General features: G+C 69.9%; 22 protein-coding genes and 2 pseudogenes. 10 read left to right on the forward strand and 14 right to left on the reverse strand.

Features of this window, described 5'->3' with window-relative positions; translation table 11 throughout:
- Positions 1 to 293: 293 nt before the first annotated feature.
- The 3 genes and pseudogenes from IE248_RS30815 to IE248_RS30825 all read right to left on the reverse strand — a co-directional run bounded on the left by IE248_RS30815 (position 294) and on the right by IE248_RS30825 (position 2,904).
- On the reverse strand, positions 294 to 1,103 hold the full coding sequence (locus IE248_RS30815; protein WP_229895636.1) for a hypothetical protein: 810 nt from the start codon (positions 1,101 to 1,103) through the stop codon (positions 294 to 296).
- Positions 1,104 to 1,237: 134 nt separating this feature from the next.
- Positions 1,238 to 1,504 (reverse strand): annotated as a pseudogene (locus tag IE248_RS30820) (glycosyltransferase); the annotation flags it as partial.
- Positions 1,505 to 1,569: 65 nt separating this feature from the next.
- Positions 1,570 to 2,904 (reverse strand): helix-turn-helix domain-containing protein, encoded by a 1,335-nt coding sequence (locus tag IE248_RS30825; RefSeq protein ID WP_229895637.1) that lies wholly within the window; start codon positions 2,902 to 2,904, stop codon positions 1,570 to 1,572.
- A 183-nt stretch (positions 2,905 to 3,087) separates the two neighbouring features.
- Between IE248_RS30825 and IE248_RS30830 the strand changes: the two genes are divergently transcribed.
- The 8 genes from IE248_RS30830 to IE248_RS30865 all read left to right on the forward strand — a co-directional run bounded on the left by IE248_RS30830 (position 3,088) and on the right by IE248_RS30865 (position 9,421).
- Positions 3,088 to 3,645, forward strand: a complete 558-nt coding sequence (locus tag IE248_RS30830) for a hypothetical protein (protein WP_008736253.1) — start codon at positions 3,088 to 3,090, stop codon at positions 3,643 to 3,645.
- On the forward strand, positions 3,642 to 4,196 hold the full coding sequence (locus tag IE248_RS30835; protein WP_190032333.1) for a dCTP deaminase: 555 nt from the start codon (positions 3,642 to 3,644) through the stop codon (positions 4,194 to 4,196). The genes IE248_RS30830 and IE248_RS30835 overlap by 4 nt, the downstream gene beginning before the upstream one ends.
- Positions 4,193 to 4,726 carry a dCTP deaminase gene (locus IE248_RS30840; RefSeq protein WP_073799235.1) on the forward strand — a complete coding sequence of 178 codons (534 nt, stop codon included), beginning with the start codon at positions 4,193 to 4,195 and terminating at the stop codon, positions 4,724 to 4,726. The genes IE248_RS30835 and IE248_RS30840 overlap by 4 nt, the downstream gene beginning before the upstream one ends.
- Entirely contained in the window at positions 4,723 to 5,199 is a 477-nt protein-coding gene (locus IE248_RS30845) for a cytidine/deoxycytidylate deaminase family protein (protein ID WP_143196388.1), read from the forward strand. Before IE248_RS30840 ends, IE248_RS30845 begins: the two co-directional genes overlap by 4 nt.
- A 20-nt stretch (positions 5,200 to 5,219) precedes the next feature.
- Positions 5,220 to 6,131: a class I SAM-dependent methyltransferase gene (locus IE248_RS30850; RefSeq protein ID WP_229895638.1), complete on the forward strand. Its 912-nt coding sequence runs from the start codon at positions 5,220 to 5,222 to the stop codon at positions 6,129 to 6,131.
- 114 nt (positions 6,132 to 6,245) lie between these two features.
- Positions 6,246 to 7,157, forward strand: a complete 912-nt coding sequence (locus IE248_RS30855) for a UTP--glucose-1-phosphate uridylyltransferase (protein WP_190032334.1) — start codon at positions 6,246 to 6,248, stop codon at positions 7,155 to 7,157.
- 55 nt (positions 7,158 to 7,212) lie between these two features.
- Complete coding sequence (locus IE248_RS30860; protein ID WP_190032335.1) at positions 7,213 to 8,775, forward strand: glycosyltransferase family 4 protein; 1,563 nt, start codon at positions 7,213 to 7,215, stop codon at positions 8,773 to 8,775.
- A gap of 31 nt (positions 8,776 to 8,806) precedes the next feature.
- Positions 8,807 to 9,421: an HAD family hydrolase gene (locus IE248_RS30865; protein WP_073799239.1), complete on the forward strand. Its 615-nt coding sequence runs from the start codon at positions 8,807 to 8,809 to the stop codon at positions 9,419 to 9,421.
- A gap of 524 nt (positions 9,422 to 9,945) precedes the next feature.
- Here IE248_RS30865 and IE248_RS30875 read toward each other — a convergent pair.
- The 8 genes and pseudogenes from IE248_RS30875 to IE248_RS30910 all read right to left on the reverse strand — a co-directional run.
- Positions 9,946 to 10,692: pseudogene (locus IE248_RS30875) on the reverse strand (PIG-L deacetylase family protein); the annotation flags it as partial.
- 43 nt (positions 10,693 to 10,735) lie between these two features.
- Positions 10,736 to 11,329 carry an NUDIX domain-containing protein gene (locus IE248_RS30880; RefSeq protein WP_079196392.1) on the reverse strand — a complete coding sequence of 198 codons (594 nt, stop codon included), beginning with the start codon at positions 11,327 to 11,329 and terminating at the stop codon, positions 10,736 to 10,738.
- A 201-nt stretch (positions 11,330 to 11,530) separates the two neighbouring features.
- Complete coding sequence (locus IE248_RS38455; protein ID WP_274536182.1) at positions 11,531 to 12,691, reverse strand: bifunctional class I SAM-dependent methyltransferase/NUDIX hydrolase; 1,161 nt, start codon at positions 12,689 to 12,691, stop codon at positions 11,531 to 11,533.
- Positions 12,692 to 12,721: 30 nt separating this feature from the next.
- Positions 12,722 to 13,300, reverse strand: a complete 579-nt coding sequence (locus IE248_RS30890; protein WP_229895639.1) for a class I SAM-dependent methyltransferase — start codon at positions 13,298 to 13,300, stop codon at positions 12,722 to 12,724.
- Positions 13,297 to 14,592 (reverse strand): MFS transporter, encoded by a 1,296-nt coding sequence (locus IE248_RS30895; protein WP_190032337.1) that lies wholly within the window; start codon positions 14,590 to 14,592, stop codon positions 13,297 to 13,299. Before IE248_RS30895 ends, IE248_RS30890 begins: the two co-directional genes overlap by 4 nt.
- A complete protein-coding gene (locus IE248_RS30900) occupies positions 14,589 to 15,062 on the reverse strand; it encodes an NUDIX domain-containing protein (RefSeq protein WP_229895640.1) in 474 nt (157 codons plus the stop codon). The genes IE248_RS30895 and IE248_RS30900 overlap by 4 nt, the downstream gene beginning before the upstream one ends.
- Positions 15,059 to 15,946 (reverse strand): phosphotransferase, encoded by an 888-nt coding sequence (locus IE248_RS30905; RefSeq protein ID WP_073799243.1) that lies wholly within the window; start codon positions 15,944 to 15,946, stop codon positions 15,059 to 15,061. The genes IE248_RS30900 and IE248_RS30905 overlap by 4 nt, the downstream gene beginning before the upstream one ends.
- Before the next feature lie 140 nt (positions 15,947 to 16,086).
- Complete coding sequence (locus tag IE248_RS30910; protein WP_190032338.1) at positions 16,087 to 17,976, reverse strand: ATP-binding cassette domain-containing protein; 1,890 nt, start codon at positions 17,974 to 17,976, stop codon at positions 16,087 to 16,089.
- 507 nt (positions 17,977 to 18,483) lie between these two features.
- Here IE248_RS30910 and IE248_RS38460 point away from each other — a divergent pair.
- A complete protein-coding gene (locus IE248_RS38460) occupies positions 18,484 to 19,017 on the forward strand; it encodes an NUDIX domain-containing protein (protein WP_308438197.1) in 534 nt (177 codons plus the stop codon).
- 103 nt (positions 19,018 to 19,120) lie between these two features.
- On the opposite strand, the gene IE248_RS30920 is transcribed toward IE248_RS38460, so the two are convergent.
- Positions 19,121 to 20,248, reverse strand: a complete 1,128-nt coding sequence (locus IE248_RS30920; protein ID WP_073799245.1) for a YhaZ family DNA alkylation repair protein — start codon at positions 20,246 to 20,248, stop codon at positions 19,121 to 19,123.
- A gap of 80 nt (positions 20,249 to 20,328) precedes the next feature.
- Positions 20,329 to 20,628 (reverse strand): TauD/TfdA dioxygenase family protein, encoded by a 300-nt coding sequence (locus tag IE248_RS30925; protein WP_229895641.1) that lies wholly within the window; start codon positions 20,626 to 20,628, stop codon positions 20,329 to 20,331.
- 11 nt (positions 20,629 to 20,639) lie between these two features.
- Between IE248_RS30925 and IE248_RS30930 the strand changes: the two genes are divergently transcribed.
- Positions 20,640 to 21,514 (forward strand): IS5 family transposase gene (locus IE248_RS30930; protein ID WP_373301668.1). Its coding sequence is split into 2 segments (ribosomal slippage): positions 20,640 to 21,027 and positions 21,027 to 21,514, totalling 876 coding nucleotides; the frame shifts between segments, so codons are not numbered across the junction.
- Here the strand turns inward: IE248_RS30930 and IE248_RS30935 are convergent.
- On the reverse strand, positions 21,498 to 22,109 hold the full coding sequence (locus tag IE248_RS30935; protein ID WP_229895643.1) for a TauD/TfdA dioxygenase family protein: 612 nt from the start codon (positions 22,107 to 22,109) through the stop codon (positions 21,498 to 21,500). The genes IE248_RS30930 and IE248_RS30935 overlap by 17 nt on opposite strands.
- Positions 22,110 to 22,261 lie beyond the last annotated feature (152 nt).

A 22,261-nucleotide genomic window follows, 5' to 3' on the forward strand; every position in this document is an offset into this window, starting at 1 on the left:
CGTTCCGCATCGGTGAACAGGTTCTCGTACCGTGGCAAGAGAACAAACGCCTCAACACTCACATCCAGTCGGCGAGCGCTCCACAGAGTCGTGAACCCGTCCGAGGCGTACCGCCCTTGCAGCAGCTGCTTGGCCGTCGCGACGCCTCCAGTCTCCCCCGAGCATTTGCGTAAAACGCACCGGGTTGTAGCCGATCTCTCGTTTGAGGCGCTGAGCGCCAGCCACTATGTCCAGATGGAACTGGCGCTCCGCTGCTGTAGGCATCCTTCTCCTCCCCTTACTGTGGCGGCTGATCAACCAGATTCGCGAAGTCGTCGCAGGAAACGCTTGAGCGAAGCCATCAGCTCTTCCGGGTCGTCCACCGCCTCAACCGTGATGCGGTCCACGAAGGCGAACCCTGCGTCCCTGAACAGGTGGTCGCGGGATGTGTCCACGGCCCGGCGCACTCGGTGGTGCGGGCTGTCGATCTCCAACACGCCAGCTCGGCCCTTGTAGGCGACGACGACGTCGGGCTCGCACGTACGACCGGGGACCCTTCCGAAGGGCAGAGGAAAGATGGAGATGGTCTCCTCGGGAGGCAGCTCCTTCTCCTGCAAGTGCTTCAAGGCCCGGTATACCCGCATCTCCCCGGCGTTCGTGAAGGCCAGGCAGTCCTCAAGGAACTTGGGCGTCTCCGGCATGGCCCGCCGAGCCTGGTTCGTCGGCTGGTTGCCGTTCAACATGCCGTCCAGCTGCTCCCGCCAGTCGGGCCCGACGTTCGGCATCGTCTCGCGAAACCCGATCCAGTCGATGCCATAGGCCAGCCGGCGGGACACCCGTTCAAAGACTTCTCGGAGATCATCCTGAGCGCTCTCGGACAGGCCTGCGAAATCCGCAGGGTCGAAGTCCAACCAGAGGTCCAGGGTCTGGTCCTGCGGGTCATATTCGATCCCTGCTGCGCGGACCTGCCGGAGCTGCTGCACCAGCTGGAGGTGTCCGCGCTGGAAGAGCAGGGCGGCCATGTGTCCAAGCAGCGAGTCGGCCTTCGCCCGCCGCTTGTCTTGCTCCGGTGCCCGATCGTCGTTGATGATCTCGTTGTACGTTCGTGCCGCTGACGCGTTCACGCTGCCTCGCTCCTCCGCCACTGCCCCTCCCGACGCTCGCCCTTGAGGCGGATACCCGCGACCACTGACAAGTCAGGCCGATCGGGGAGCTTGCCTACCTTCGTCCCCGTACGAACCGATCAAGTGGTCCCGACTCAGACTGAGAACCGGGGAGGGGGCGGGACCCCTGCTACAACCCGAGCTACGGCGCGTGGGGCCGCTGGTGATGACGTAGCCGAGGGGCCGCCGCTGGCGGAGGCGACGACGGGGGTGCCTGAGGCCATCGCTTCGAGGTGGATCAGGCCGAAGGGTTCGTCGATGGAGGGGTCGGTGAGGGGGGTGGAGCAGCGCAGGCCGTCGATGAGGTCATCGTGGGGGCGCCAGTCGGCGAAAGAGACGTCGCTGGTGATGCCGAGGTCGCGCGCGAGGGTGTGGGGCGAAGCTGGCGTGTTACTGGCCTGGTGGGCTGGCTACCGGGGGCACTCTGCTATTCCGTCGGTCGCCGCGCCGCGGCCTCCTGGAGCTCTGGAACACCAGGTGTGGCCTCGTACGGGGTGAAGCTCGGGAGGAGGTCTTGTACGAGGCGCTCGCAGCGAGGGGCGTCGATACGCCGGGCCAGTTGTAGGGCTTGGCCAGCGGCCTGGGCTGCGAGTTCGGGTTCGCGGAGCCGGAGGTGGCTGGCTGCCTGGTAGGCGAGGAAGACACCCTTGGTCTTCTCGCGCGAGGTCGGCAGGAGCGCCTGGCCTTGGGTGATGAGGTGGAGTGCGCGGGACGCGTCTCCGAGGTCCAGGAGCGCTTGGCCGGAGTCGACGGCGAGGTCTGCTTCGGACATCCACGCGCACCAGGTGGGTCGGGGTATACCGGAGGACACGCCGAGGTGGTGCTCGGCGGCGGTGAGGGCCCGTAGCGCGGCGCGCTTCTCACCTTGCGCGGCGAGGGTGCGGGCGAGACGGAGGTGGAGGAGGGAGCGTGCCGCCGGGTGCTCGGTTCGGACGAGGGCGTGTTGGAGGAGGCTTGCCGCTATGGCGTGGTCCCGGCGCCAGGCTGCCTGGTAGGCGAGGTCACCGAGCATGGCGGCGCCGAGGTCAGTGTCGTTGGTGGCATGGGCGCTGTGGAGGGCCGCGATCCACAGCTGGCCGGCGGCGGTATGCCGGCCGTGGTCGAAGCGGTGCCAGGCAACCGTCTGCGCGAGTGTCGAGGCGAGGAGGTGGAGCCGTAAGCCGGTGGTGCGGTCGTAGCGGCCGTGCCCGATCAGGTTGGTGACAGTCGTGAGGTGGGCGTCCATCAAGGCGGCGAAATGCTGGCGTTGGTCGGTGGCCAGCGCGTTGAGCCGGCGGACTGAGTCTTCGAGCATGGTGACGGTGTCGTCGCCCACCAGCGTGCCGTCGGACAGGTGGGTGACGAGGGTGGCTGGCTGGGCTCCGCCGGCCCAAGAGCCTGCCAGGGCGGTGAGTGCACTTCCTGAGAGTGCGAGAACGGCTCGACGTTGTGGGTCCATGGCAGTTTTGAGTGCCTCTCTCAGGGCGGTGACGGAGCTGGAAGACCCGAAGGGGACGACCCCGCCGTCGCTGAGGGGAAGCCAGTGGGGCCAGGTGCCCGGCTCGACCAGCTCGATCGGAAGGTCCAGTGCCTCGGCGATGTAGATCTGATTGGCGGCGTCAGGCATGACGCCAAGGACTTCCCACTTGCGGATCCGCTGCTTGTCGACGCCCGATCGCAGGCCACGACGTCGAGCGGCTGCGCGGATGAGGTCCGCGAGGTCGACCCGGGTCAGGCCTCTGAGGTCACGCTGGTAGGTCAGAGGGTGTGTGGACTCGCTCACCCCTTCAGTCAAGCAGTCGGGGACGTGCGCCGGGGAGGGATTCGCACGCGGGACTCCCGCGGGACTCCCGGCGAGCTCTGGCACCCCGAGGGTGAGGGGCCGAGACTCGACCTCCAAGCAGCCGGTTGGGGTTCTCCTGCCGGCCGACGGCTACTTACCTGCCATTCAGGAAGGGGGACATCCGTGTCGAAGATCGCTCTGTACGGCAAGCCCGGTGCGGGCAAGAGCACCTTCGCCTCACTCCTCGCCGACGAACTCGTGAAGGCCGGCGGGGAGGTGGCGACCGTGAAGGTGGCCGCGCCGCTGTACCAGCTCCAGTTGATCGTCTACGAGATGGCCGGCGTACCGCTTGTCGATCCGACCCGCCAGGACGGGCGCCTGCTGAATTTCCTGGGGACGGAGATGCGGCGTATCAACCCGCGGTCTCTGACGGATGTGTTCGCGGCGAGGGTGCAAGAGCTGGAGCGCACCAGACCCGAGGCGCTGCTGGTCTGCGACGACCTTCGTGGGCCCGACGTGGACGCGGTCACTGCCCTGGGGTTCCGCTTGGTGGAGATCAGCGCCCCGGCCGAGGTCCGGGCGCTCCGCAAGGCGGGGCGCGGTGATCTCACGGCCGGTGACGAGCAGCACCCCACTGAGGCCCAGCCCTTGGTGGATGCCTGGCGTCGTGTGCGGAATGCGGGGAGCCTGGAAGACCTTCGGGGTGAGGCGGCTCTGCTGGCCGGTCAGGTACTGCGGTGATCCTGACCGGCCCGGAGATCGTGCGGCAGCGTGAGTTGGGCGCCCTGACGATCGAGCCTTTCGCCCCGCGGCAGCTGAATCCGGTCTCCTACAACTATCGGCTCGGACCGGTGCTTCGTACACATCGTGCGAGGGAGGCGGATACCCGCGGGGGGCACGAACTCGACGAGGTCCCGATCCCCGACGGTGGCCTGGTGCTGCATCCCGGCCTGGTGTACCTGGGCACGACGGTGGAGACGATCGGCAGCGACAGTTTCGTGCCGTCTTTGATCGGCCGGTCCTCGCTGGGCCGGCTCGGCCTGTTTCTGCAGATCAGTGCCGACCTGGGCCAGTTGGGTGCCTGCCACCGGTGGACTCTGGAGATCGAGGCCGTCGAGAAGATCCGCGTGTACCCGGGGATGCTCGCCGGTCAGATTTCCTTCTGGACGGCCACCGAGGGCCGCCACCCCTACACGGGCCGCTTCGGGCGCATCGACGAGGCGACCATACCCCCGCCCGGCCTGTTGGCCCCCCTCACCACATCACCCCTGCTTCGAGGAGCGGCATCGTGATTCTGACCGGACCCGACATCGCTTTTGAGCAGGCACGAGGCCGCCTCACGCTGCAGCCGTTCAGCGGCGACCGGGTGCAGCCAAACTCCTACGACCTGACCCTCGGGCCGACTCTGGCCTACTACACGGGGGACGTGCTCGATACCCGCGCGGAGAATCCGCACCGCGAGATCGAGATCCCCGCCGAGGGGTTCGTGCTACGCCCCGACCGCATCTACCTCGGGTCCAGTGTCGAGGAGATCGGCAGTAACCACTACGTGCCGATCATCCGGGCCCGGTCGGGTGCGGCCCGGCTCGGGGTGTTCGTTCATGTGACCGCCGATCTGATCGACATCGGGTCCGTCGGCCAGTGCACGTTCCAGCTACGGGCCGTCGAACCCGTGCGGGTGTACGCGGGGGATCGTCTGGCGCAGGTCACGTTCTGGGGGGTGCAGGGCGACATCGTCCTGTACGACGGCAAGTACCAGGGCAGCCGTGGCCCGCAGCCGTCCCGGATCCACCAGGACGCGGCTGCCCAGGTGACGGCGTGAGCGGCCGGGTTGTGCCCGATCCGGCACACACCTGTGCGGACCGGGTCGCCAAGGATCTGGTGACGGCCGCCTTCCGGGCGATCCGTGGGCGCTATGTCCAAGATCGCCACCAGATCGCGGCAGCGGTCCTGGACGCCGACGGACGCGTCCACCTCGGCCTGCACCTGGACGCCATGGTGGGACGCGCCGCCGTCTGCGCGGAAGCCGGCGCCGTCTCGGCGGCCCGCCTGGTCACCGACGCCGAGCTGATCGCTGTCGCGGCGGTCCGCTACCCCAAGCCCACCGAACCGCCGCTCGCCAGGGTCGTACCGCCGTGCGGACTGTGCCGCGAGCTCCTTCTCGACCACGCCCCGCGCCTCGCCGTCGTTCTGCCCGGCGCCACATCCGGACTGACGCCGCTTGCCGGCCTGCTGCCCCACAAGTACGTCGGCACCAAGTGGCCGACACCTCAACCCTCAGCTGACCAGCCATAGCCCCCAAGGAGAGACCAGCCATGGACCAGACCGACTTCCGCACCCCCGCCCTGGACGCCCTCGCGAAGGAGATCATCCCCGAACAGCACTTCGTGTTCTCCGCAGACACAGCCCGAGAGCGCTTCTTCAATGACACCCGGATGCTGGACGTCAAGCAGGACGTACACAATCGCTTCCGTACCAACCCGACCTCCATGGTCGGCTACATGATCAACAACCTGGCCCTCGCCGGCACCGAGGACCTCCTCGACCTCGGCTGCGGCAACGCCTTCGTCCTGGAACACCTGCGCCCCCACCTTGCCGACGGCACCATCACCGGCCTCGACAACGCCCCGGCCGTCCTGGACGCTGCTCGCGCCCGGATGCACGGCACCTCCACCCCGTGCACCTGGATCGAGGGGAGTGCGGACGATCTGTCCATGCTCGGCGACGACACCTTCGACCGCGTCATGGCCAACTACATGATCCACTACGTGCCCGACCTCGACCGGTGCTTCACCGAGGTCCGCCGCGTCCTGCGCCCGGGCGGGCTCTTCCAGCTCACCACCGACCGCCCCGACAGCATGCTGGAGATGTACCAGGTCCACTTCAACGCCCTCAAGGCCATGAACGCCCCCACCCACCTGTTCAAGGCCACACCCAAGGGCCGTCTCTCCCTGGAGAACGGCGCACCCCAGCTGCAGAAGTACTTCGACCGTGTGAAGACGGTCACCTGGCAGGACCAGCTCCGCTTCAGCGACCCCGACCCCTTCATGCGCTTCTACGAGGTCGGACACAACCACTGCTGCGCCTCCTCCGAGCCCGACGAGCGCCTGGACGAGGCCTTCTTCCAGGAGTTGCGCCGCCTGGTCCGCGCACAGGTCGTCGAGGTGATCGACGCCCACGGCCACTTCTCCGTGACGAAATACACCGGCTCCTTCCTCTGCTCCTGAGGCTGCCCGTGCAACGCCTTGACTGGCGGACCACGACCGGCCGAAGCGGTTGGTAGCGTCGGGGCGCGGCCCGCCGACCGGAGCGGCCGCGCCCCGACCGAAAGAGCGACTTTGATGCCCCCGACGATCCGCAGGGCCGTGATCCCCGCCGCCGGACTTGGCTCGCGTCTCCTCCCTCTGACCAAGGCGACACCCAAGGAAATGCTGCCGGTCGGGGACCGGCCCGTGATCGAGCACACCGTCCGGGAGCTTGTCGCTTCCGGGATCACGGACATCACCATCGTCGTGTCCGGCGGGAAGTCCCTCATCCAGGACCATTTCCGCCCCAACCCGGCCCTGGTCGAGCAGCTGCGTGCCGACGGCAAGCAGGCATACGCGGACGCGGTGGAGGAAGTCGGTGAGCTGACCCGCGAGGGCCACATCACCTACCTCGACCAGAGCGGCCCGTACGGCAACGGCACCCCCGTGCTCAATGCAGCCCGCGCCTTCGGCGACGAGCCCGTCCTCGTGCTCTGGCCCGACGATGTTTTCGTCGCCGAAGTCCCCCGCGCCCAGCAGCTCATCCGCGCCTACGAGACCACCAACTGCCCGGTCCTGGCCTTGATGCCAATGGAGCCGGCCCACTCCCAGCGCTACGGCGTGCCGGTCGTCAAGGAAGACCTCGGGGATGGGCTGATGCGCATCACCGGCCTGGTCGAGAAGCCCAAACCGGCCGACGCCCCGTCCTCCTACGCGGCGATCGGCGGCTACGTCGTCACCCCGGCCATCATTGACGAGCTGCGTGAGCAGACCCGCCGCTGGTACGAGCACCGCCAGGGCGAGGTCTACCTGACCGACGCCATCAACGCATACGCCGCCCACCGGGCCGTCTACGGCCAGGTCATCTCCGGGCGCTGGTACGACACCGGCAATCCCGCCGACTACCTCGTGGCCCAGATGGCCACCGCCCTCGCCCACCCCGAGTACGGGCCCATCCTGCGCAAGCTCGCCCGCGAACTCGACGACCACACCCCGACCGCCACCTGATCCGCCGCTCTCTTCGGGCCGCCGCCCACCGCGAGCGGCTCGAAGGGAGCAATCCGTGTCACCGAGCCCGAGCCCCACCGTCCTCGACACCGCCATCCAGTTCTGGCCTCGCGGGGGCAGCGCACAGGTCGTCCGCTACCTGCTGCGCGAACTGCAGACCCGAGGAGTCACCACCCGCCTGCACGCCGGATCACTTGGCATGCCCGGCGACCCCTCCCACGGCCCGACGTTCTACGAGGGCCTCGACCTGCACGCCTACGACCACAACGCGGCCATGGCCGCGTTCCGCCGAGGCGAGAACCCCCAGGCCGGCACCTGGCCCTTCCACCCCTCATACGAGGACCGAGGCCACTGCCCCGACCCCCTCTACAGCGCCGTGGCACCCGCCGGCGCCGACCGGCTCACCCAGGCCTGGACCCGACACCTGACAGCCCACCGCAGCCCCGACGCGACCCTGCTGCACCTGCACCACCTCAGCCACCTCCAGACAGCCGCGCACGCGGCATACCCCGGCCTGCCCCGAGTCACCACCCTCCACGGCACCGAGCTCAAGCACCTGGCGATGATGAAGGAGCGCCTCGGCCTCGCCCAGCGGGTGCGAGCCTCACCGGTGGACCTCGCCCGGCTCCTGCACGGCGACAACCCGGGCAGGGTGTCCGAAGCCGTGCGCCTGGCCAGGGCAGCCTCACTCGACGACGCCGACATGACCCTCCTGACCGCCACCGCGTGGCAGAAGTGGGCCCACTGCGATCACTGGGTCGACCGACTGCACCAGGCCGCCGCCCACGCGGGACTCATCGGCGTCGTCTCCGAGCACGACCGCGACCTCGCCGGCCGACTTCTCCACCTGGACACCCCGCCACCGGTCATCCCCAACGGCGTGGACACTCGCGCCTTCCGTCCTCAGTACCTCGACCAGGCGCAGCGGCTCAAGCTCCTGCGCCACTGGCTCGTCACCGACCCGCGCGGATGGGCCCCGGGCCAGGCGGCAGGCAGCATCCGCTATACGGACACCGACCTGCTGCGGCTGACCGACCGCCATGGGCGCCTACGCCCTTTGCTGCTGTGGGTCGGCCGGTACCTGGACTTCAAACGCGTCCCTGTGCTCCTGGAGGCATTCGCCGCCGCCCGTGCCCACCTGGAGACCCCGCCGGTCCTCCTCATGTGGGGCGGCTACCCCGGCGAGTACGAAGGCACCCACCCCGCCACCCTCGCCGCGGACCTCGGCATCAGCGAAGACGTGTTCTTCGTCGGTTGGCGTGGCCACGACGAACTCCCCGCCGGGCTGAACTGCGCCGATCTCATGGTCGCCCCGGCGGTCGACGAACCCTTCGGCATGGTCTACCTCGAAGCCATGGCCTGCGGCACCCCGCCCATCGCCACCGTGACCGGCGGCCCCTCCCGCACCATTATCGCCGCTGGCCCGGCCGCCACCGGCTGGCTCGTCCACCCCGACGACCCCGACGACCTCGCCACCACCCTCGCCGTCGCCCTGCGCAACCACGAAGAGCGCCGCCGCCGCAGTACCAACGCACGCGCTCACATCGAGACCACGTACAGCTGGGCCCGCACGGCCGACCACTACCGCGACCTCTACACCGCCGCCGCCCACCCGTAACCGCGGGCCACACTCACCCCGAAGGAGCACCATGCGCATCGACGGCCTGCTCGTCGACATGAACGGACTGTTCCGCCACTGGGACAACACCGGCGCCCGCGAAAGCGAGGCACTCGCCGGTCTGCCCCCGGGCACCATCGCCCACTACGCCTACGACCACCCCACCTACCGCGCGGCCCGCGTCGGCCTGCTCACCGATCAGCAATGGGCCGACGACGTCGCCGACCGCCTGGCCGCCGACCACGGCCCCACCGTCCGTGCCGCGCTCGGCCCCTGGCGTGAGGACCGGGGCCGCCCCGACACGGTCATGATCGGACTGCTGAACCAGATCCGGCGCCACATGCCCGTGGGAGTCCTGTCGAATTGCACCGACGCGCTGACCGCGGACCTCGACCACCACGGCATCCGCTTCGACCACGTGTTTCCCTCCGCCCTCCTGCGCGTCGACAAGCCCGCCCTTCCCGCCTACCGACTCGCTGCCCGGCGCATGGGCATTCCCACCGGACGGCTCGCCTACTTCGACGACGAACCCACGTTCGTCCTCGGCGCCCGCGAAGCAGGCCTCCAGGCGCACCGATTCACCGACGCCACCGCCTTCGCCAACCACCTCCGCGCGCTCGGCCTACCCCTCGACGAGCCTGCCTGACCCCCTCACAAAGCCCCATACCCGGTGAAAATCGCCTCCGGGGTCGGCGACCGAGCCAGCGAGGCTCGGTCGCCGTGGGCAGCCGAAACAGGTCGGCCGCTGTGACGGGCCACCTGGGAAGCCCCCTCCGGGTATGACGCCGCTCACCGGCCCTCTCTGGTGCCGGCCGGGGGGAGGAAGTTCGCGGACTTCCGGGCGAGCATGTCGGTCAGGAAGCTCGATGCCTGGTCGCCGAGCATCCGGTGCAGGGTGACCAGGCTCGTGATCGCGGTATCGGCGACCTCTTCCTGAACGTCCGACCAGGTGCCCCGCTCTTTCCGCGGGTTCGCGCCCAAGGCGCCGATGACGGCCTGCGCGGACTCGCCGACCTCCTCCGTGAGTTTCAGGACCTGGAGCGTCCACTGCTGCTCCAGGGCCAGTCCGCGCGCGGTGTCCAGGCCGGTGAACAGGTCGCCGAGCCGGCCGATCGTGCCCCACAGGGCGGCCGGTTCCGGCACGTTCGGGGTGAGGCTGTCCCGGACGGGGCCGGGTACGGGGCCTGTGTCCAGGCGGGTGTACCACTCTGTGGCCAGAATCCGGTGCCGGGCGTCTTCCGTGAGGCCGGACAGCAGGGCGGGCAGGGCACGGCGGCCTTCGACTTGGCTCCGGTGCGCGAGGATGGCCCTCCACTTCGTCGCCGCCACGGGTCCCACGTTGACGCTCGCGGTGACCTGGTCGTCGGGGAGACTCCGGACCGTCTTGCCGACGCGCGCGAGAAGCGGGCCGAGGTCGCTGACGCCCGACTGCGGGTGCGTTGCCAGGTACAGGGCACTTGGAGTCCAGGGTTCGCTTGCCTCGGGGTAGAGGTGGGGGAGACCGGCGGCGTGAACGGCGAGCTGGGTGACGCGGTGGGTGTGCAGGTGGTCTAGGTGGCCGGTCAGCTGGCCGAACTGGTCGTGGGTGATCACGATGTCCGGCCGCAGCTCACGGATGTGGCCGACGATCTGCCCGACCACCTCATCGAGGGGTGCTTCGCACAGGCGGGTCCGGCCGGGCGCGGACTCGGGAACGCGGGCGTCGGCGTAGCCGAGCATCCGGGGTTTCCCGGCCCCCAGGATCGCGAGGGCATCGGCGAGTTCGGCGGCTCGGTACGTGTCGGCGGCCCAGGTGGCGGTGACCACGGCGGTCGCCGCGCCTGCGGCGGCGTGCTGTGCGAGGACGCCGCCGGCGAGGAGCGCTTCGTCGTCGGGGTGTGCGAAGACTGCGAGGAGGGAGGGCTTTGGTGGTGCCACGGGTGTCTCCAGAGTCGGTGTGCGGGGACGGGGTGGTTGGCGGTTACGGGCTGGCTGCCGGGCCCTTGCCGGGGGCTGCGGCGGGCGGGGCAGCGGACCCGGCGGTGGTGCGCTGTGCGGTCAGCAAGATCGCTGCGAGGGTGCCGGCCTCGGTGATCCGGCCGTCGCCGCACATCGCCACCGCTTCGTCCAAGGTGACCCAGCGCAGCTCCATGTCGGCCTCGCTCGGATCCCGGTGGTGCTCGCCGATGCTCAGGCCCCGGGCGAGGTACAGGTGCTCGCGGGTACGCGCGCCGGCAGGCATCCGCCACATCATCGTCAGCGGCTCGACCTCGGAGGCGCGGATCCCGGCTTCCTCAGCGAGTTCTCGCCGTGCGGCCGACAGGGGATCTTCGCCGGGCTGGCATCCGCCGCCGGGGCACATCAGCAGCCGCTGTCCGCAGACGTAGACGTTCTCCTCGACGAGGGCGACCCGGCCCCGGACGTCGAGGGCCACGACGCGAACGCCGTCGGCTGAGTCGGTGTACTCGTACGTCCCCATGCTCTGGTCGGTGCGCCGGACGGAGTCCTGGCGCACCACCACGTGGGCTCCCGTGTATTGGACGGTCGACGAGACCGTGGTCCAGCCATCGATCATGCCGACTCCTTCGTCTGGGGCCGCCTTACGGGCTGGAGGGCGAAGGCTGCTCGGCGGGCGACCTGCCTGTCTGGCGAAGCACGGTGACGCGGTGAACCGGTGTGGAGCGTGTATGAGGGCATGGCACTCCCAAGGTGGTGAGGGTGGTCTTGCGGGTCCCGAAGGCCCCAGGCTCACGCGGGCCCGTGTGGCGCGGTCGGGTTAGGGCTGGCGGGGCCGTTCGTAGGGCTGGAAGCGGGCGGGCGGGTGGTCGAGGGGGAGGGCAGGGTCCCAGGCCGTCAGGCACTGGGCGCTCGGCACGAAGAGCGGCTGGGGCAGTGCGTCGGCGGGCCAGAACCTCCAGGACCCCAGGGCTTCCTCACGCTGGTGGGGGGTGCCCGTCCAGCGGGTGACGAGGACGGGGACCGTGATCCGGACGACGTCGCCCACCCGGTCCAGGAGTGTGCCGAGCACCTGCACGGCATCGGGGTCGGCCACGATCCCGGCCTCCTCGTGGAGTTCACGGACAGCGGCCTCGGCAAGGCTCTCGCCTGGCTCCACAGTTCCGCCGGCGAGCTCCCAGGCTCCGCGGCGGTGCAGCCCAAGCAGGACGCCCTTCGGGCTGGGGACGATCACGCCGACGCCCAGCGCGGCCGTCGGTGCCGGTGGAGCGCTGCTGCGTGGGCGGCTCGGTACCCGCTCGGGGCGACGGGCAGAGTAGAGCCGGTAGGAGACAGGGCTGTCCGGCTGCGGGGAGTCGATCGCGGTGACCGACTCCATGATGAGGCCGCGCTCGCCGAGGAGGTCCTCCCACAGCTGCGGAGTCAGCGTCCACATGTTCACACGATGGTCCTCGATGGTGCCGGGCAGCCGCAGGATCTCGGGCCGAGCAGCTACCTGGGTAGCGGGGCCGACCCCGGCGGAGTTCGTGTGCAGCGCGGAGAAGAGCAGGCGCCCGCCGGGCCGAAGAGCGTTCGTGAGGGCGGGCAGGAGCCGGGCCGGGTCCAGGTACGGGACCGAGCAGACGGAGTAGATCAGGTCGTACGGATCTGAGTCCCGCAGGTGGTCCACGGCGTCCGCGCACACCAGGCGCAGGCCCGGAGTCTGCGGGTATCGGGCCAGAGCACGCTCGTGCTGCGTGGGGGAGGCGTCCACGGCGGTGACGTCGGCGCCCGCGGCGGCCAGTCGGGCGGCATGCCGTCCCAGACCGCTGCCGAGGTCGAGGACCCGCAGTCCCGATACCTCGCCGAGGACCTCGATTCCGGGCCCGGCGCCCTCGATTCCCCAGTTCCACTGCTCCAGTTCGGGCGGCTCGATCCCGCGGGCCATTTGGTGTCTCCCGTAGGTGTTCCACATTGCGACGGTGTCCCTCTCGGTGGTCAACACGTCCTCCTTCAGCAAGCGGGGCGGGGGTCAGGGGCGCAGGGCGAAGCAGCGGAGCACGTCGAGGTCGGCGGTCTGGACGCTGAACCAGCCGGAGGTGAGGAGCTCGGTCTCGGCGGGGCTGATCCCGAGGCTGTGGAGGGGGTCGGTGTCCTCGCGGCGGCCTGCGATTTCGGTGACTACCCAGAAGATCCCTCCGGGCGCGAGGAGGTGGCGGACGCGGCTGAGGAAGGCCCCCTTGTCGTCCATCCACCGGTAAACCAGACGGCAGGTGATGACCGCGTACGCGGGATCCGGCAGGGCCGTGAGGTCGCCGGTGGTGATATCGGCGCACCGCCATGCCGGCTCTGAGCCGGGCCGTGCGTCATGGGACGCGGCGAGGTCTACGGCTGTGGGGGAGATGTCGATGCCGGTGGTGCGGTATCCACGCTCGTGGTGAAGGTGGCGGGCCAGGGAGCCGTCACCGAAGCCGACGTCGAGGGCCGGACGCCCGCGGCCGGCGCCGAGGCGCTCGTCCATCAGGCGTGCCTCGGCACCGTCGAGGTGCCGGTACCGGCGGCCCCCGGACCACAGCGCCTCCCAGTAGTCGGCATTCACGATCGTCGTCACGATGCTCCTTCACGGGCGGGCGGCACGGCGGTCCGCGCGAGCGGGGAAGGCATCTCCCGCAGCGCGCGGACGGGGGAAAGGATGAGGAGGACCACGGGGACGGTCTGGAGGACCGCGCCGACGGCGAGGGTGCCGCGTACGCCCAGGAGGAGAACCAGAGCGCCGGCGACCGCCGCCGCGACGGGTCGGACTCCGGCGGTCAGTGTGGTGCTCGCGGCCTGCATGCGGCCCTGGAAGCGTGGCTCGCACAAGGTCTGCCTCAGGGACCTCTGGCTCGTCCCGGAGGCCGTCGCCCAGAACAACTGCGCTGCCAGCGCCGCTGCGAGGACGATCTGCCAGATGAGGCCGGGTCCGGCCAGCAGCAGGGGGATCTGGGTTAGCGGGCTGACAGCGAAGCCAATGATGATCGTCGGTCCGATGCCGATACGGTAGGCGACGCGCGGGGCGAGGAGCGCCCCGGCCAGACTGCCGGCCCCACCCACCCCCATCATCACGCCGAACGAGCTCGGGGACATGAGCAAGCTGGTCAGCAGGTAGTACGCCCAGTACGTGTTCATGATCGCGAGGCCGAAGCTCAGCGTGGACAGGGCAGCGATCACCGTACGGATGGTGGGCTGCCCGGCCACGTAGCGCAGGCCCTCACCGATGTCCCGCGCGAGGCTGCGGCGGCCCCCGGCCGGTGCGGCGGCCGGCTCGGGCGTGCGGATGCGCCACACGAGAAACGCGGAGACGAGGTAGGACAGGACGTCGGCGAGGATCGAGCGGGCGGCGCCGACGGCGCCGACCAGCGCGGCGCCCACGTTGCTGCCCGCGCTGTCTGCCACCGACGAAGCGGCGCCCAGCCGCGAGTTCGCGTGCTGCAGCAGGTCAGCCTCGACGAGGACAGGCAGATAGCTGATGGACGCCGAACTGTGCACGATCTTGGCGATGCCGAGTACGACGGCCACCGCGTAGAGCTGGCCAACGCCGAGCACCCCGGCGAAGGCCGCGGCCGGAATCGTCGCGAGGACTGTGGCAGCGGCGAGGTCCGCGGTGATCATCAGAGGGCGCTTGGCATGCCGGTCCGAGAACGCGCCGGCCGGGAGCGCCACGATGGCGTTCGGAAGCTGGCCAAGGAAGGCGAGCAGCGCGATCTGGGTGGTGGAGGCATCGAGATCGAGCACGGCCAGGGTGGGGAGGGCGACGGTGCTGACCGCCGAGCCTGTCAGGCTCGCGCACTCGCTGCCGACGAGACGCCGCAGGTCCGGGGAGACGCGCTTCCGGACCTTGGCCGGCTGGGTGGAGGTCGTCACCCGGTCTCACCACCCGGCAGCTGTGGGGCGATGACGTTCGCGTAGAGCTGGCCGGTGGCGAAATGGGTCAGGACCTGGTGCGTGAACGGATGGCAGTCGGGCGGCGGCGCAGCAGGATCCACCCACACGAGTTTGCTGTGCGTCTGCGGCTCGCGGTTGTACGGGGTGCCCTCCCACTCCCGCACCGTGAAGACGGCGCCGATCACCCGTTCACCGTCCGCCGCGTGGAAGTGGGTCAGCTGGCAAAACCGCAGCCGGTCCGGGGCGAGGCGGATGCCGACTTCCTCGGCGAGCTCGCGCGCCGCACCCTCGTCAAGGAACTCGCCTTCCTCCAGGCGACCCCCGACCACGGTCAGCATCCCGGGGGAGTGCCACGACGTCTCCCGGTGCCGCACGGTCAGGACCCAGCCGTCGCCGGGGCGCTGGAGCAGGACCATGACGTTGCCGATACTTCGGTGTACGGCGCTCACGGCCGTTCCTCCCTCATGAGGCGGTCCAGGGTCCGCCGGCCCCGGGCCGTGACGAGCTCGTCTCCGTTGTCCGGACCCCAGGCCATGCAGTTGACCGCGTCCAGCGCGGTCAGACAGCGCAGGGCTTGACGCTCGGCGTCGGTGAGAGACCGCCCGTAGCCCCGGAAGAACGCCTTCTCGCGGTCCGGATGGTCGGCCCACTGGGTGGCTGTGAGGATGACGAAGTCCTGCACACGGGCCGCCGGCCTGGCCCGCTCGAAATCGATGGGCGCGAGCACGCCCTCGGACACCATCCAGTTCCTGGGCTGGTTGTCGCCATGGATGTAGCCGACGGGAACGGGGCCGACGCGGCGAAGCCGGGCAGCGTGGTCCCGGATCAGCTGCCGCTCGTCCTCGGTCAGCCGGCCCCCGGCGCGAGCGAGATACCTCTCTGCTCCGTCTGCAGCGGCGTCCGGGGAGGCTTCGGCCTCGACCCGATCGGAGCGGCCGAGTTCCCCGGCCTCGTGAAGCCGGGCACACAGCACTCCTGCCTGCTGGTGCACCGCCCGCCACTCGACGGTGTCCAGGCCGAGCTCCTTCGCCGGGGCGCCGGGGACCGCGGTGAGCAGCATGACCAGGTCCCGGGCCTGGCTGTCGACGAGCTGCGGTGCCCGGCTGTGCCCCAGGACAGGAACGACATGACGGTACGCCCGGCTCTCCCGCATGTAGAACTTCTCGCTGGGCGAGACCTTCAGGTACCAGGAGACCCCGCCGATTCCCTCCAGCTCCCACACCCGGGAGCGGTCCCAGTCGTGCGAGGCGTCACGTACCGCCGCGACGGCCCCGATCCGTTCCTCAGCCCAGCGCAGCAGCAACGCGGGCAGAGTCTCCGGCGTCTGCTTCACGCTGCGCTTCCCTCCATGGACGAGGCGAGTGCACGCCGGCCGAGCACCTCGGCCGCGTTGTGGAAATCAGGCACGGGCTTCTCCCTCGGTGAGGTGCGGCCCGCCGCTTCGCGCGCGGGCCGCAGGGGCAGGCGAGGTGGTCAGCGGTCCTCGGAGAGCGCGAGGAGCTCCGCGAAGGTCCCACCGCCGTGGACAAGATCGTCAAAGCGGCCCTGCTCAGAGATGCGGCCGTCTTCCATCACGACGATGTGGTCCGCGATCTTCGTGTTCTCCAGGCGGTGGGTGACCATGATGGTGATCCGGTCGGCGGCGATCGCTTTGATCTGTTCGAAGATCAGGTGCTCACCGCGAGGGTCCATCTGGGAGGTCGGCTCGTCCAGGATCAGCAGCTCGGGCTGGCGGTACAGGGCGCGGGCGCATGCCTCGCGCTGCCACTGGCCGCCGGAGAACTCGACACCTCCCCAGATGTCGCGGGCCTGGAGGCTGTCCAGGCCGTTGGGCAGTTCTTCGATGGCTTCGCGCAGGCCGACCGCGTCGATGGCCTCCCACACGGGGCCGTCGTCGTGGGTGCGGGGCTGGCCGAGGGTGATGTTCTCACGCACCCGCAGCGGCCACCTGGCGAAGTCCTGCGGGACCAGGCCGGTGCGGCGCCAGACGCTGACCGGGTCGGTGGCGGCAAGGTCGCTCCCATTCCAGGTGACCCGGCCTTTGTCGCTCAGGTAGATCCCCGTGAGCAGTCGCAACAGGGTCGACTTCCCCGAGCCGTTCGCTCCGACGACTGCGAGGATCTGCCCGCGCTCCAGGGTGAGGGAGACGCCGTCCACCGCGGGGCGGTCCTTGCCTGGGTACTGGTAGACGACCTCTTCGAGCCGGATTTCCTCGACCGGGCCGGTGATCTCGTGCGGTCCGCGCTGGGGTGTACGGGCGGCGGCTTCGTCGAGGAAGGACTGCATGTCGCTGAGGTAGAGGCTGGTGTGGAAGATCGCGGCGCCGTTGATGACGACCTGGGAGAGGGCGGCGAGTGCGGTCTGGACGGCGATGACGGCCGTGGCAGCGATCGCGGGTTCGATCCTGCCGGTCACGGCAAGCCAGGCGAGCGCACCCCAGGTCGCCAGGAGGAACACGCCGCCGGCCAGCGCGGAAAGCAGGGAGATCCTCAGGGTCCGGGGCGCGGCGGCCAGGTTCCTGCGGTCGCACCGGTCGGACAGGGCCCGGTACCAGTAGACGAGGTAGTCGGTCATCGAGTTCGCGCGGACCTCGTCGCCGTACTGGGAGGCCGTGGCCCACCAGCGCATCATTCCGCGCACGTTCCTGTCGGAGATGTTGGAGTAGTGGATCTCGTAGTCGACGCGGGCGGTCAGGACGGCGCCGATACCGGCCGGGAGCACGGCGAGGAGCAACAGAGGCAGCATCATCACGTTCAGCAGGGACAGGACGCTGCCGGCGGTGACCAGGCGGATCAGGGAGGACATGAAGCGCTGGGCGTCGGTGACCATCACGTGGGTGCGGACCACCCCCATCTCGGCCGCTTCCTGACGGTCGGAGAAGCCGTCCCCGGCATAAGCGGCGGCCTCGACCCGGCAGACCGCCTCGACCAGGGCACTGTCCGTCTCCGAGGTCAGCCGGGGAGTGATACGCCGCTCGGCGTAGGTGGCCACGGCCCCCGAGACACGGTTCATCGTGGCGGCGAGCGCGACCACGAGCAGCGCGGGCAGCGCCCCGTGAAGACGGTCCCTGGCGCTTCCAGCGCCGAGTACGGGCCCCATCGCGCGGGCGGTGGCGGCCAGCAGCACCGCGGCGGATACGCCCGTGATGACCTGGCACCCGATCAGGAGCCGGACGGCCTGCCGGTCGGTCCGCCACGACAGGCGGCCGATCCGGGCCAGGACGGAAGGGAGCGTGGCGCACATCTTCCGGAAGGAGACCTCAGCGAGCGGATTGACGGAGTACTGCCCGCTGTAGGTGATTTCCGCCGGCGGCGGCGGGGGCGGTGTGTCGGCCGGTTTGCCGTGCAGTCCGGATGTGGTCATCGGGTCCCCCTGGATTGCCGTTCGGATGCTGTCGCAAGCTCAACGACAGCCGATGATTTTTCGAACACATGTGTTTCGGTCGGCCATGAAACCCCGGAATGAAGCGCCTCTTGGATCGTGGGAGCTACACCGACCCGTGCCCTGCAACGCCTGTGTCACTATGGGCGGTTGGCCGAATCGCCGAGGGTTTCAGGCGTCGCAAGGGCGCGGGCGGGTTGGGGCCGATCGGGCTGGGCGGGCTTGTAGAGTTCGAGGCTTCTCGTACTCCACGGACCTCTGTGGAGCAGACTGTGCACGTGCCCGTTGGCCGCCTTCGAACGGCCGGTCTCGGCGGAATCCCCCTTCGTGGCGACATGGGGGTGAGCAGCTGTGGCGATCACTGCTTCCGACATCGCGGGCGTGCTCGCCGCGTACCTGGAGCGCTTCCCTCAGGACGCCGGTCAGCTGACGGAGTCGCTGCGTCTCCTGACCGAAGGTCAAGGGCTCGCCTGCCGCCGAACCTTCCCGATGCACGTGACCGCCGGAGCCCTGCTGGTACGGGACGGCGGCGAGGTCTTGCTGATCGAACACCGCGCGTACGGGATCACTTTGCAGCCAGGTGGGCATCTCGAAGCGGCCGATACCACGCTGCTCGGAGCCGCCCTGCGAAAGCTCTCCGAGGAGACCGGAATCGACCCCGAGCTGGTCGTCCGGGCCCGGCCTGGCGCTCTGCCTGCTCCAACGGGTACCAGGCGGCCCCCGTCACCTCGGACTCCTGGATGCGTCCAACCTCCGCTGCGGCCGTCGCGAAGGCATAGCCGGTGTCCAGGTGGTAGTGGGCTGGCTCATCCTTCGCGGACCTGGCCGCACCTACCCGAACTCGACATATGCGGGGTGCGCCGGGAGGGGGCGCGCGGGCTACGACGCGCACGCCTTCGGCGGAGTCGACGTACTCGTAGGTCACCTCGCTCTGGTCGCTGCGCCGGACGCTGTCGCGGCACACCACCCGGACGCCGCTGTACTGGGCGGTCGACGAGATCGGGCTCCAACCATCAATCATGATCGGTTCCTCCTTCGAGGGGGTTGCGGACAGCACGGACCGGCCGCGGGCGCGACGGCGGCGGCCTAAGACGCGTGGTCGGGGCTGGAAGGGCGGGAGCGCGAGTCAGGTGTCGAGGAAGGTGAAGGCGACCGCCGGGAAGCGGCGGCCGTTGACCTGGAGGGCGAGGGAGTAGGAGCCGGGGGCGACCTTCCAGCGTGCGGTCGAGCGCAGCGGGTACGACTTGGCGAGCCGCAGCTCCTGGCCCGGCTCGGCGGTGGCGCGGCGCACGAAGGCCACCTTCTCCCGCGGCCGGTCGCTCGGCCCCGTGGTGACGATCACGATCATTACGTGGACGGGGGCGGTCGCGGTGGCGGTGAGAACGGCGGAGAATTCCAGGGTGTCGCCGTCGCGGAGTTCGGTGCGTTCCAGGACGAGCGGGGTGAGGGCGATGGGTGCGTCGTGGGCATAGCCGAGGAGGGCGTAGGCCGGAGACCAGCCCTCCTTCAGCCGGTTGCTCAGGGCGTTGCGGGCGAGGAAGGCGAACCGCTCGCCGGTGACCCGGCCCGAGGTCTTCCACCGCTGGAGGGTGGCCAGCACGAGGTCGGGCCGGGTCGCGGCGATGTCCCCCAGGTGGTTGGCCACGGAAGTCCGGACGTAGAGGTGCGGATCGTCGTAGAGGGTTTCGAGGAAGGGCAGGCCCGCGTCGGCGGGGAGCGCGACTCGTGGGGCCCAGGGAAGCAGGGGTCGGGTGGCCTCGCTCGCCAGCCGGCGTACCCGGAAGTCCTCGTCGCGACTCCACGCGTCGACGGCCTTCATCGTCTCGTCAGGGAACTCGGCGAGAAAGTGCCGCACCGGGAGCTCGGAGGAGAAGTGCCCCGTCATGCGGGCGAGCGCAGCAAGTGACCGCTCCAGGTGCTCCGCGGTGCGCAGGTACCGGGAGACGTAGTCGGAGTGGGGGCTGTAGAGGTGCAGCCCGAAGTCGTTGCTCACCCCGGCGGCCGCAGGCGTCGGCGGCAGCGAGCGCAGCAGGATGTCGAGCGCGTCGGGCCCGGTGACCGGGAGGTGGTCGTGCAGGCCCTGGCTGGTTCGGGCGATCCGGGCGCTCAGCTCCAGTCGGGGAAGGTCCGCCATCACCGACGCCACGAAGTCGTCGGCCTCGAACTCGGGGCACACGGCGTGGACTTCGCAGCCGATGCGGGCGATGCGCTCGGCGTTGAGAGCGATCTCTTTCAGGGGAACCTTCGCGGTCATGGGCACACCCTAGGGCCGGCTACGGGCGCCCCTCGTGTTCTCGGCGCGGGTCATCCGCCGGTGTGAACGCGGGGGCTCGGCTATCGGACGGCGGCGCGGTACAGCAGGCGACGGTGGCGGGAGCTGTCGCAGGGGGAGGCGCTGTGGAGTGTGGCGAGGTTGTCCCACACGACCAGGTCGCCCTGCTCCCAGCGGTGGGTGTAGACGTACGGCACGCTGGTCGTGTGAGCCAGCAGCTTCTTCAGCAGCGCACGGCTCTCCTGTTCGGCGAGCGTGGTGATGCCTCTGATCACCATGGGGCCGAGCAGCAGGGAGCGGGCGCCGGTGGCGGGGTGGACGGGGGCTAGGGTCCGTTGCGAAAGTGGATCTTGTTCGTTCATGATCACGTCTCGTGGGACGAGGAGATCTGACGAACGGCCAGTGGGCCCGGCTTGAGCCTTTGCTGCCGCAGGGCATCAAGCCGGGCCGGCCGCAGGTGTGGACGCGACGCCAGCTGATAGACGGCATACGGTGGCGGACCCGGACCGGTGCTCCGTGGCGTGACGTGCCCGAACGCTACGGGCCGTGGGACCGGGTCTACGACCTGTTCCGGCGCTGGCAGCGGGACGGAACCTGGGCCCGGATCCTCACCCGGCTCCAGGCCGAGGCCGACGCCCAGGGCCTGATCACCTGGGAGGTCAACGTCGACTCCACCGTCTGCCGAGCCCACCAGCACGCGGCCGGGGCGGCGAAAAGGGGGATCTCCAAAAGGAGCCGCCCGGTGGTGTCTTCGTCGAGCCGGCCGACCACGCCCTCGGACGGTCCCGAGGCGGCCTGACCAGCAAGATCCACCTCGCCGTCGAGCAGGGCCAAAAGCCCCTGTCCGTCGTGATCACGGCCGGGCAGCGAGGTGACTCGCCGCAGTTCGAGCCCGTGCTGGATGCGATCCGGGTGCCCCGGCTCGGCCTCGGCAGGCCGCGCAAGCGGCCGGACCGGGTACGGGCCGACAAGGCCTACGACTCCCGCGCCAACCGCTCCTACCTGCGCAGACGCGGAATCAAGGCCACGATCCCCGTGCCTGCGGACCGGGTCCGCAACCGGCTGGGCCGCGGTTCACGCGGCGGGCGGCCACCGGTGTTCGACCGGGAGGACTACAAGCAGCGGCACGCGGTTGAGTGCGGGATCAACCGCCTCAAGCGCCACCGTGCCGTCGCCACCAGGTACGACAAACTCGCCGTCCGCTACGAAGCGACCGTGCTGGTCGCAGCCATCAACGAATGGCTGTGACCAGCACTTTCGCAACAGGCCCTAGCGGGTGGGTGACCTCGGGCAGGTGTGCGAGGGTGCCGGCCTGGGTGGAGGAGCGGCCGTCGGCGGCGTCGGCCTGCCGGGTGGCGAGGTGCTGGACGCTGTGGACGGCGCTCAGGTCGTCCACGCGGGCCGGTAGGCCGGAGGGCAGGTCGTCGTAGGCTCGGGTGGCGTCGGCGGAGCGGGTCTCACCGCCCTCGCCGACGGTGATGACCGAGTACAGCAGAGTGGCGGCGGTCAGTTCGGGCTTGAAAGAGTTGTCGGCGTGCCATTCCTCCTCCTGGTCACCGTCGTAGATGCCGATCGGCGTGCCGCCTTGGTGGATGTTGGAGACGACGGTGAGGCCGGGGACGGTGTAGCGCCGGTCGGTGGCGGTGTCGAAGGTGCCGACCAGGGATGCGACGGCGAGCAGGTCTGCATGGTTGAGGTGCTGGCCCGGCAGGACCAGCACGCGGTGGCGGTGCAGTGCCTCGGTGAGCGCGTACGCCGCCGCGGCGGCATCGGTCGTGCGGGCGAAGTCGGTTTCGACGCGGGCGCCGAAGCCACAGGGCAGCGGGGTGATCGCAAGGTCCATCGTGCCTCCGCGGCGGGTTCCGGGTGTCAGAACTGGGGGGACTGGAGGAACGGGGTGATGTCGCGCAGTCCGGCGGAGGCGGCGCACAGCCGCTCGATGCCGATACCGAGGCCGCGGCCGAGCCGCCTCTTCAGGTGAGGTTCTCGGCGTGG

Source organism: Streptomyces goshikiensis (assembly GCF_014650555.1).
GTDB classification, from domain to species: domain Bacteria; phylum Actinomycetota; class Actinomycetes; order Streptomycetales; family Streptomycetaceae; genus Streptomyces; species Streptomyces goshikiensis.

Coding starts and splice junctions, on each gene's coding strand:
- IE248_RS30925 (WP_229895641.1), bottom strand. CDS start 20,628: ATGAACGAACAAGATCCACTTTCGCAACGGACCCTAGCCCCCGTCCAC.
- IE248_RS30935 (WP_229895643.1), bottom strand. CDS start 22,109: ATGGACCTTGCGATCACCCCGCTGCCCTGTGGCTTCGGCGCCCGCGTC.
- IE248_RS30910 (WP_190032338.1), bottom strand. CDS start 17,976: ATGACCACATCCGGACTGCACGGCAAACCGGCCGACACACCGCCCCCG.
- IE248_RS38460 (WP_308438197.1), top strand. CDS start 18,484: ATGCACGTGACCGCCGGAGCCCTGCTGGTACGGGACGGCGGCGAGGTC.
- IE248_RS30865 (WP_073799239.1), top strand. CDS start 8,807: ATGCGCATCGACGGCCTGCTCGTCGACATGAACGGACTGTTCCGCCAC.
- IE248_RS30850 (WP_229895638.1), top strand. CDS start 5,220: ATGGACCAGACCGACTTCCGCACCCCCGCCCTGGACGCCCTCGCGAAG.
- IE248_RS30920 (WP_073799245.1), bottom strand. CDS start 20,248: ATGACCGCGAAGGTTCCCCTGAAAGAGATCGCTCTCAACGCCGAGCGC.
- IE248_RS30855 (WP_190032334.1), top strand. CDS start 6,246: ATGCCCCCGACGATCCGCAGGGCCGTGATCCCCGCCGCCGGACTTGGC.
- IE248_RS30880 (WP_079196392.1), bottom strand. CDS start 11,329: ATGATCGATGGCTGGACCACGGTCTCGTCGACCGTCCAATACACGGGA.